Here is an 8,041-nt window from a genome sequence, read left to right on the forward strand (position 1 = left end):
TGCCCTCTTTCTTTTATACTGCAAGTTAGCATGAACTAACCAAAGGGAGGAATATTTATGAAGCAAAAAAAGCAAAATGCCTTGGCTGCCTTGCTAGGGTATGCGGGTAGCCACAGACGGCTTACTTTTCTGGGACTAGGGCTGTCGGGGATATCCATGATGTGCAGTATGGTACCTTATATCTGTATCTGGCTGGCAGCGAGGGATCTGATCGCAGTATCTCCGGACTGGACACAGGCTCAGAGCATCATACGCTACGGCTGGATAGCCTTTGCTTTCGCTGTGGGTGGTATCCTGATCTACTTTTTGGGCCTAATGTGTACGCATTTAGCAGCATTTCGCACGGCGGCCAACATCCGCAAGCAGGGTATGGCTCATGTTATGAGGGCGCCGTTAGGTTATTTTGACACAAATGCGTCTGGTTTGATCCGCAGCCGACTGGATGCCGCTGCTGCCGATACAGAAACCCTACTGGCTCACAATTTGGCGGATATCGTGGGTACGTTCACTCTGTTTCTTTCCATGCTGGCGCTGATGTTGGTTTTTGATTGGCGCATGGGTGTGGCTTGTTTGCTGGCGGCGGTGATCTCAATCCTAGCTATGTTTAGCATGATGGGTGGCAAAAACGCTGGACTGATGGCGGAATACCAGGCGGCCCAAGACCGGATGGCTAAAGCCGGCACAGAGTATGTCCGGGGAATCCCAGTGGTCAAGATCTTTCAGCAGACCGTGTACTCCTTCAAAGCGTTTCAGCAGGCCATTGAGGATTACAGCACCAAGGCGGAGCATTATCAGGGTGATATCTGCCGTGTGCCGCAATCTATCAATCTAACCGTTACTGAGGGGGCCTTTCTGTTTTTGGTGCCGGTGGTGCTATTTCTAGCGCCCGGGGCTCTGGCAACTGGTGATTTTGAGGGCTTTGTAACAAATTTTGCTTTCTATGCCGTATTTTCAGCCATCCTTTCCACGGCGTTGGCCCGGATTATGTTTGCTGCGTCCGGCATGATGCTGGCTGATACCGCCCTGGGCCGCATCCAGCCGGTAATGGACGCTCCTACCTTGCCAGCGCCGGATAAACCTCAGACTCCCAAAGACAACCGAGTAGTGTTTCGGGACGTGAGCTTTACCTATGACGGGGCGCAGACCCCTGCCTTGTCCCATCTTTCCTTTACCGCCGAACCAGGGGAGACGGTGGCTCTAGTGGGCCCTTCGGGCGGCGGCAAGACCACAGCGGCCAGCCTGATCCCCCGGTTTTGGGATGTGGACGAAGGTACTGTGGAAGTTGGCGGGGTGGATGTGCGCCAGATCGATCCGCATGTGTTGATGGATCAGGTTGCTTTTGTATTTCAGAATAACCGACTGTTCAAGGCCAGTATTTTAGAAAATGTCCGTGCAGCCCGCCCCAATGCCAGCCGAGAGCAGGTTCTTGCTGCCTTGGAAGCCGCGCAATGCAGCGACATTTTGGAAAAGCTGCCCCAGGGACTGGACACCGTGATCGGAACAGAGGGAACCTATCTCTCTGGCGGCGAAGCACAGCGAGTCGCCCTTGCCCGGGCTATTTTGAAGGATGCTCCCATTGTGGTACTGGATGAGGCTACAGCCTCGTTCTTTTATACACAACTTTGCGCCTGAAAAATCAGGAGAGGAAAGCCGCTGGTTAGACGGCCTCCGTCCTGACAACACTCAACTTCGGATGGTTCGCTTCGATAAAGTCCAAAATCCGTTGGTGCTGGTCTGCAAAGTTAAATTCTACATCAATTTGTTTTCCCTCGTAAATGTTAATCTGTTTAATCAAGGCAACAACAATACCGCGCTCTAAATGGTCGATGTTCTTGTACTTCAAAAAAGTTTGCAGGTACGGGTCGTCGGAAGTAATACCGTTTGAAACAAAGGTCTGTTCCTCTTGAAGATTAGCAATCGTTTGTCGGATTTCTTCGGCCTGTTCTTCAAACTTCGCTTTCATGCGGTGGTATTCCTCCCGCGTCAAGTCGCCGCTTTTCCAGTCGATATACAGGCTATCACAAAGGTTTGTCACCTTATGAAGTTCCTGCTCTTTGGTTTTAAGCTGCTTCTCGATCCTCGTTGATTGATTACGCACTACGGGGGCTTGGTTGATTTCATCAATAATTTGTGCAAGGGTTTCACAGAGGGCAATTTGTTTTTTTACGGTTTCAAAGACTACCTGCTCCACAAGTTCATCCCGGATGGTGTGGCTGGTGCATAAACCTCTATTCTTCATAATGTACGTTTTACAACTATAATAGGTGTACCCCTTGGAAGTCCGGCGCGTCATGCCTCGCTTGCAATCTCCACAGCGGAGAAAGCCGGAGAACAGGTACACCGTTTTTGCTTTTGGGGAAGTACGCACATTCCGTTCCAAAAGTTCCTGCGCCCGTTCATAGGTTTCTTGGTCGATAATGGCCTCATGGGTGTTTTCCACCCAGAACCAATCTTCCTCCGGGATCGGGACAATGGTATGAACCTTATAGCTTTTTACTTGGTGCCGTCCTTGTACCATATGGCCTAAATACGTCGGGTTTTTCAGCATATTCACAATGGTGCGGTCGCTCCAATAGACCTTGCCTGTCTGCGCGTGGGGATTGTGATAGTTCAATCCCAACTGTTGCTTATAGGCTGTGGGGCTTGGAATACCTAAATCAATCAATTTTTTTGCAATCGCGTTTTTGTTCATGCCCTCATATACATACCATCTGAAAATGTCCTGCACAACAGGGGCGGTTTCAGGATTGACGATCAGCTTATGGTAGTCGTTCGGGTCTTTCAGATACCCATACGGGGCGAAAGCTCCGATAAACTGTCCTTGGCTGCGCTTCATATCCAAAACGCTGCGGATTTTGATTGATGTCTGGTAGCAATGCTGGTCGTTCATGTAGCTTTGCATCTTGGTGGCAATGCTGCTGATTTCTTCGGGCCGCAGGTAGCTGTCCAGTGCTGGAAGCTCTACGGAGATAAAACGAACATCCAGAGAAACGAACACATATTCCAAATAGTGACCGCATTCATAGTCATTTCTGGACAATCGGGAAAGGTCTTTGACGATTACGCAGTTAATTTTTTTTGCGTAGATGTCGGACAAAAGCCTTTGAAAATCCTCCCGGTCGCTGTCGGTTCCCGTCCGGCCATCGTCCTGATAGTCGCCTACCACTTGGATTTCCGGGTGCTGGGACAGATAGTAGTCCAGTATGGCGTCTTGGTTCTCAATGCTGTAACTTACGTCGTGCCCGTCCTCTTTGGAAAGCCGTTTGTATTTTCCGCACTTCCAAATTTTTTTGCCGTTCTCTGTGAATGTGTTGTTAGAAGATTTTCTGCCTCGTTTCACGATACCTCCAATCCTCTATAATCACAATATGATTATAGCATAAAAAGACGGGAAAATCAGCTTCTTTTCAGCCCCAAAAAGTAATTTTTGAGAAGGCTGTCAAGACTGTTCCCCTTGTCGGCAAAGTGAATAGAAACAACCGCATCCCCACAGCGAAAGCAGTAGGGATTTTTGATTTTTTCCAGATAGTCCATCATGCGCTGTTCAGGTGGCAAGGACGTATCAACGACAACAGAACGGATGTCCACAAGGTCGTCCTTGTTGATCTCCTTTATATTTTGCTGACGCATACGGGCCAGCGCGTCACTACTAATCACAGTGTCCTCCTTTCCGAACTGAAAGAGGACGGCATTGTTTGTTGCCAAAAATGGGCCATAACGGACGGCTGCTGGCACAGCTCCACGGGACTTTCACCCCCGCGTGGTTCTCACGCGGCCCTACCCATTGCCTGCAACGCTTTTAACGCTCGGACTGTGGCTATAAGGGAGTATCGCCCGCCTGTACGTTGTCGCCCGCAAGCTGCCACACTTGCTTTACGGCCCTGTGTTTTTCGCTCCGCTTTTCCCGTAGGGAAAAGCCTCATGGCGCACCAGCCGCCCGGCTCGGCACAGACAGAATGTGTCCGTTTTGCCCTATGATGCACCGCCGTTATCTTGCGGGCATATTTGTCAAGGTGCAAGCCTGCGGCCAGCGGGTCGGCGGAAATGTGGAAAGGGAGTAAAAAGCGATTTCCGTTTCCGTGGCCGGGTCGTTACTTCAAATCAACGACGATGGCATGAATGAGCTTGATTTCCAGACGGCGCTTCATGTACTCGTCCACGCACACATAAGGGATGCCGTTGCTGTCGTACAAGGTACGGGTACAGAGCTTGTTTATGTAGCACTCATAGTACCGCAGCACTTGTTCCATAGCCATTGCGTCCCCAGCGTGGGCGGCTTCTATCACCGAAAGGGGCAGAAGCTCCCTGCCGTTGAATGTGGGCTGCTTCATCCGCGTTACCTCCCTCCCGGCATTAACGCCATCAATTTCACGCGCAACTGTTTCAGGGTGCTTGTCCTGTGGCGCTGGACGGCGCTGCGGGACATTCCCATGAGGCTGCCGATTTCTCCGTCGGCCATTTCCAGAACACAGTGCAAAATCAAAATGCTTTGTTCCTGTTCCGGCAGGCTGGCGAACGCCTCGGCCACAAGCTCGTTGTTAATCAGCAAATCATATCCATGCGACGAAAAAATGTAGCTGTCGCTGGGGTACTGATCCACAGTGGAGAGCTTGTCCAATTCCTGCTGGGTCAGGGCGTCTAACGACTTTTCACGGTCGCGCTGCCGTCCCATCTCATGCAGATAATCTTTGGCCTCATTGCGGAGTACCGCCTTGCAAAATGCGTCATAGCGGTTCCGCAGGATAAAGTCATTGCGGGGGATCGTATCCATCTTCTCACCCCCTTTCTGTGGGGGATTTCGGTGGTTCTCTCCCTTTCCGCCAAAGTTACTTTTGAAAGGCCGTCAGCTACCCGGTAAACGCCGCTTTTTGGAAATTTTTTTGAAAAAGTTTTGGCCGGTGGCGCGGGCCGCAGGAAACAACAAATTTCGCCCGGCAGGTCGCAGACCCACCGGGCGAAAGCAGAAGCGATATGCAGTTGATTTACATGGTATAGTGCATATTCGTGGCCGCTTGTCCCCGTTGCCGGGGACGGGCTTTTTTTGACGGTACATACCCCGTCGTATTCTGTCGAAACGCTCTTTGCTTCATGGCGGCTCCCTCCGTGGGCCGCCGATCCCGCCAGCGTCAGGGCGTCGTCAGTTTGAGGGGCAAAGAGAACGGCGGCCTTGATTTTGTCAAAGCCGCCGTAATGTAATCAGGCATGGGAAAAGGGCTGCTGTACGACGGCTTTTTTTCTTTTGCCGTCGTCCGGCAGGAAATAGATATATTTTCTTAAAGTGGTAAATCTTTTCGTCTAAATCCCAGCAATCCAATAATCAGGAAAATAGCAGTTAATCCCAGCAAAACCACAAGACTAATAACCGAAACAATATTTCCATTGACAAGCTGTTGTGGGTTGAACAAACTCAATGGATTGCAGTACAGAAGAATTTTGGCACTATCATATACGGAAAAAAACATCTGCATAATGATGAACAACGAAATGACCCCGGCCCCACAGCCGATTGAATATTTTACATCAGTGAATAAGCAAGCAAACATAAAGCAGAACGCCGCAATAAATAATTGCAGGACGAGTAAGCCTAAATTGAGTATTAAAAACCGGGGTATATCCAACGCACCTTTGAACATCATGGAGCAGCATACAATCATCAATCCTGTATTGAATGAGATCATCACGACTAATCCCAAAAATAGATTGCCCCATTGTGTTAAAACAATTTTCGTTCTTCCATGCTTTGAATTTAGCAGATAGGCAAGTGATCCATTTTCCACATACTTTGCAAGTAGGCGATAGCACATTACGATACTGTAAATGAACGGTGTAACAATCAAAACAAATTTATACAGATATGTAATGATGAAATCCAGCAAGGTCGTCCCCATATCCTGCATTCCGAATGCAGCAAGAACAACCGGCATACTTTCCTCTAATGATTTCAGGCTGTCCTTTAGTGATGGATCATACATTGCCACCAATGTGACAGCATACATTGCGATGATACTCAAAAAAACAATATATAATTTATAGTTTGCTTTTACTTCCTGCTTCATCAATGAGCGGATCATGCTTTAGTTCCTCCATAATACTGCAAAAATACTTCTTCGATTGTTTGGTTTCTTACTGCTATATCTTGCACATCGTAATGTACTAATTCATGCACAAGATCATTGACAGAGCTATCCAGCAGAAAAGATACCTTGTAATTTCCATCGAATGTACTGCCAGCATGAACCTGTGTAAATGCCTTTGCAAGTTCAGGGGTTGCAAAGGTAATCGTGTAATGTTTTTTGTTCGTATCTCGAATACTCTGGATACCTTTATCGGCAATCAAGTGTCCATCCTTAACCATCAGCACTCTATCACAAGTATTTTCAACTTCTTCAAAAATATGGGATGACATAAATATCGTTTTGCCTTTGCTTTTTTCTGATTTTATAAGCTCGACAAACTTATTTTGCATAATAGGGTCTAATCCGCTGGTCGGTTCATCTAAGATTAACACAGATGGATTGTGCATAAATGCAACGACTAACCCTAATTTCTGTTTTGTCCCCTTTGACATTTTTTTGATCTTGATACGAGTATCCAATTCAAAGTAATCTACGAGGTGTCGAACCTGTTCTGCGGAAACATTCTCTTTTATTTCCATCATAAATCGGATGAACTCATTGCCAGTCATTCGATCATTCAAAAATGATATTTCTCCCGGTAAATAGCCAACCTTTGACTGTATTTGCTTTGCCGCAGAGAACGTATCCATATCAAATATTTTAGATATACCCTGCTGGGGATGGATAAAACCCATCAAATGTCTTATGGTCGTTGTTTTGCCCGCACCGTTTGATCCCAGAAATCCAACAACCTCTCCTTGATCAACAGTAAAACTTAAATCAAAAATGCCTCTATGGTTTCCATAATCTTTTGTCAAGTTGTGTGCTTCAATCATCTTCATAGGTATTCCTCTTTATAACTAATCTGTTTAATCATTGCTTTCCATTTTTCAAATTCCGCAATAGCCTCATCAAACACAATCGGTTGATTGGTTCGATGCTTTTCAGACAGATAACCCTCGGATAACCACGAAAACATTTTGTAAATGTACTTCGGATCAATGTCCTCTTTGAATAGCGAAAAGTCAATGTGCTTGAAGTATTCATCGAATGTGGCATTATAATTTTCAGCGAGATAATCATTAACCGAAGCCGAAACTTTTTCGTCTTGAAAAAGAACCATCCGTAGCGAAAAATCATACATATAAGGATAGTCAGACCATATTTTCAATTTGGTTCTTATTCCGAAGTCTAACATATCGAAAAAATCAGTTATGGCACTCATTTTCGCTACATCTACTGCTTCTAATGAAACTTTGCTACAAAAATCGCACAGGTAAAGATAGAACGCTTCTTTATTCTTGAAGTAGTAAAATAACAGCCCTTTAGATATTCCTGCTTTTTCCACAATCAAATCAGTGTTTGCCTTTTTATATCCGTATTGCCCGAAACATTCCAGTCCTGCGTTTATAATCCGCATTTTCTTTTCGGACGGTAATTCCTCAAACTTTTCCGCAGACAATTTTCAAACCTCCTTTGACTATTTCAGTCAACTCTATTCTAATACGTTGACTATTTTTTTCAAGACCCCTAAAAGAGAATCTTTTTGTGCTTCCTACGGAAATGGGATGTTCAAAATGGCTCGGATCAGTTTGCTTTAGTATCGAAGTTTCAGATACTTATAAGCAAAGTGCATGAATTATAAAGTTTAATTTACCTGCATATAGCAACATTCCATTGGGCAAATATGAATTATACAATGTAAATGGGTGATGTTATATGGCGAAAGTAGAAGATTGCCCCGGCTTTGAAACTTTCGGCGCGGATGTAAAGGCAGCGCGGAAAGCCCGGCGTCTGGCGCGTAAGGCGCTGGCGGAAATGGTAGGTATTGAGTGGCGGTATCTCGCCAACATTGAGAATAAAGGGACGATCCCCAGCCTCCCGGTCGTGATCCAGCTTATCAAGACCTGCGGGCTTCCTGTGGA

The 8,041-nt window shown here is 46.6% G+C and carries 9 protein-coding genes; 2 read left to right on the forward strand and 7 right to left on the reverse strand.

What is annotated here, in order from left to right; translation table 11 throughout:
• The first annotated feature begins 57 nt into the window (after positions 1-57).
• Positions 58-1,632 (forward strand): ABC transporter ATP-binding protein, encoded by a 1,575-nt coding sequence (locus JCM17207_RS01425; RefSeq protein WP_238315708.1) that lies wholly within the window; start codon positions 58-60, stop codon positions 1,630-1,632.
• Between the two features lie 25 nt (positions 1,633-1,657).
• Here JCM17207_RS01425 and JCM17207_RS01430 read toward each other — a convergent pair whose 3' ends face one another.
• The 7 genes from JCM17207_RS01430 to JCM17207_RS01460 all read right to left on the reverse strand — a co-directional run bounded on the left by JCM17207_RS01430 (position 1,658) and on the right by JCM17207_RS01460 (position 7,578).
• The gene (locus JCM17207_RS01430) at positions 1,658-3,340 is read right to left on the reverse strand and encodes a recombinase family protein (protein WP_238315709.1); all 1,683 of its coding nucleotides are present in this window, start codon (positions 3,338-3,340) and stop codon (positions 1,658-1,660) included.
• A gap of 56 nt (positions 3,341-3,396) precedes the next feature.
• Positions 3,397-3,657 carry a DUF6870 family protein gene (locus tag JCM17207_RS01435; RefSeq protein ID WP_238315711.1) on the reverse strand — a complete coding sequence of 87 codons (261 nt, stop codon included), beginning with the start codon at positions 3,655-3,657 and terminating at the stop codon, positions 3,397-3,399.
• Between the two features lie 434 nt (positions 3,658-4,091).
• Positions 4,092-4,331: a helix-turn-helix domain-containing protein gene (locus JCM17207_RS01440; RefSeq protein ID WP_238315713.1), complete on the reverse strand. Its 240-nt coding sequence runs from the start codon at positions 4,329-4,331 to the stop codon at positions 4,092-4,094.
• Between the two features lie 5 nt (positions 4,332-4,336).
• Entirely contained in the window at positions 4,337-4,771 is a 435-nt protein-coding gene (locus tag JCM17207_RS01445; RefSeq protein WP_144364362.1) for a sigma-70 family RNA polymerase sigma factor, read from the reverse strand.
• Positions 4,772-5,273: 502 nt separating this feature from the next.
• Positions 5,274-6,071 (reverse strand): ABC transporter permease subunit, encoded by a 798-nt coding sequence (locus tag JCM17207_RS01450; protein ID WP_238315721.1) that lies wholly within the window; start codon positions 6,069-6,071, stop codon positions 5,274-5,276.
• Entirely contained in the window at positions 6,068-6,958 is an 891-nt protein-coding gene (locus JCM17207_RS01455) for an ABC transporter ATP-binding protein (RefSeq protein ID WP_238315722.1), read from the reverse strand. Before JCM17207_RS01455 ends, JCM17207_RS01450 begins: the two co-directional genes overlap by 4 nt.
• Entirely contained in the window at positions 6,955-7,578 is a 624-nt protein-coding gene (locus tag JCM17207_RS01460; RefSeq protein ID WP_238315724.1) for a TetR/AcrR family transcriptional regulator, read from the reverse strand. Before JCM17207_RS01460 ends, JCM17207_RS01455 begins: the two co-directional genes overlap by 4 nt.
• Positions 7,579-7,835: 257 nt before the next feature.
• On the opposite strand from JCM17207_RS01460, the gene JCM17207_RS01465 reads away from it, so the two are divergent.
• On the forward strand, positions 7,836-8,041 hold a 206-nt coding region (locus JCM17207_RS01465), incomplete at its 3' end, for a helix-turn-helix domain-containing protein (RefSeq protein ID WP_238315732.1).

It is taken from the genome of Faecalibacterium gallinarum (assembly GCF_022180365.1).
Taxonomy (GTDB): Bacteria; Bacillota; Clostridia; order Oscillospirales; family Ruminococcaceae; genus Faecalibacterium; species Faecalibacterium gallinarum.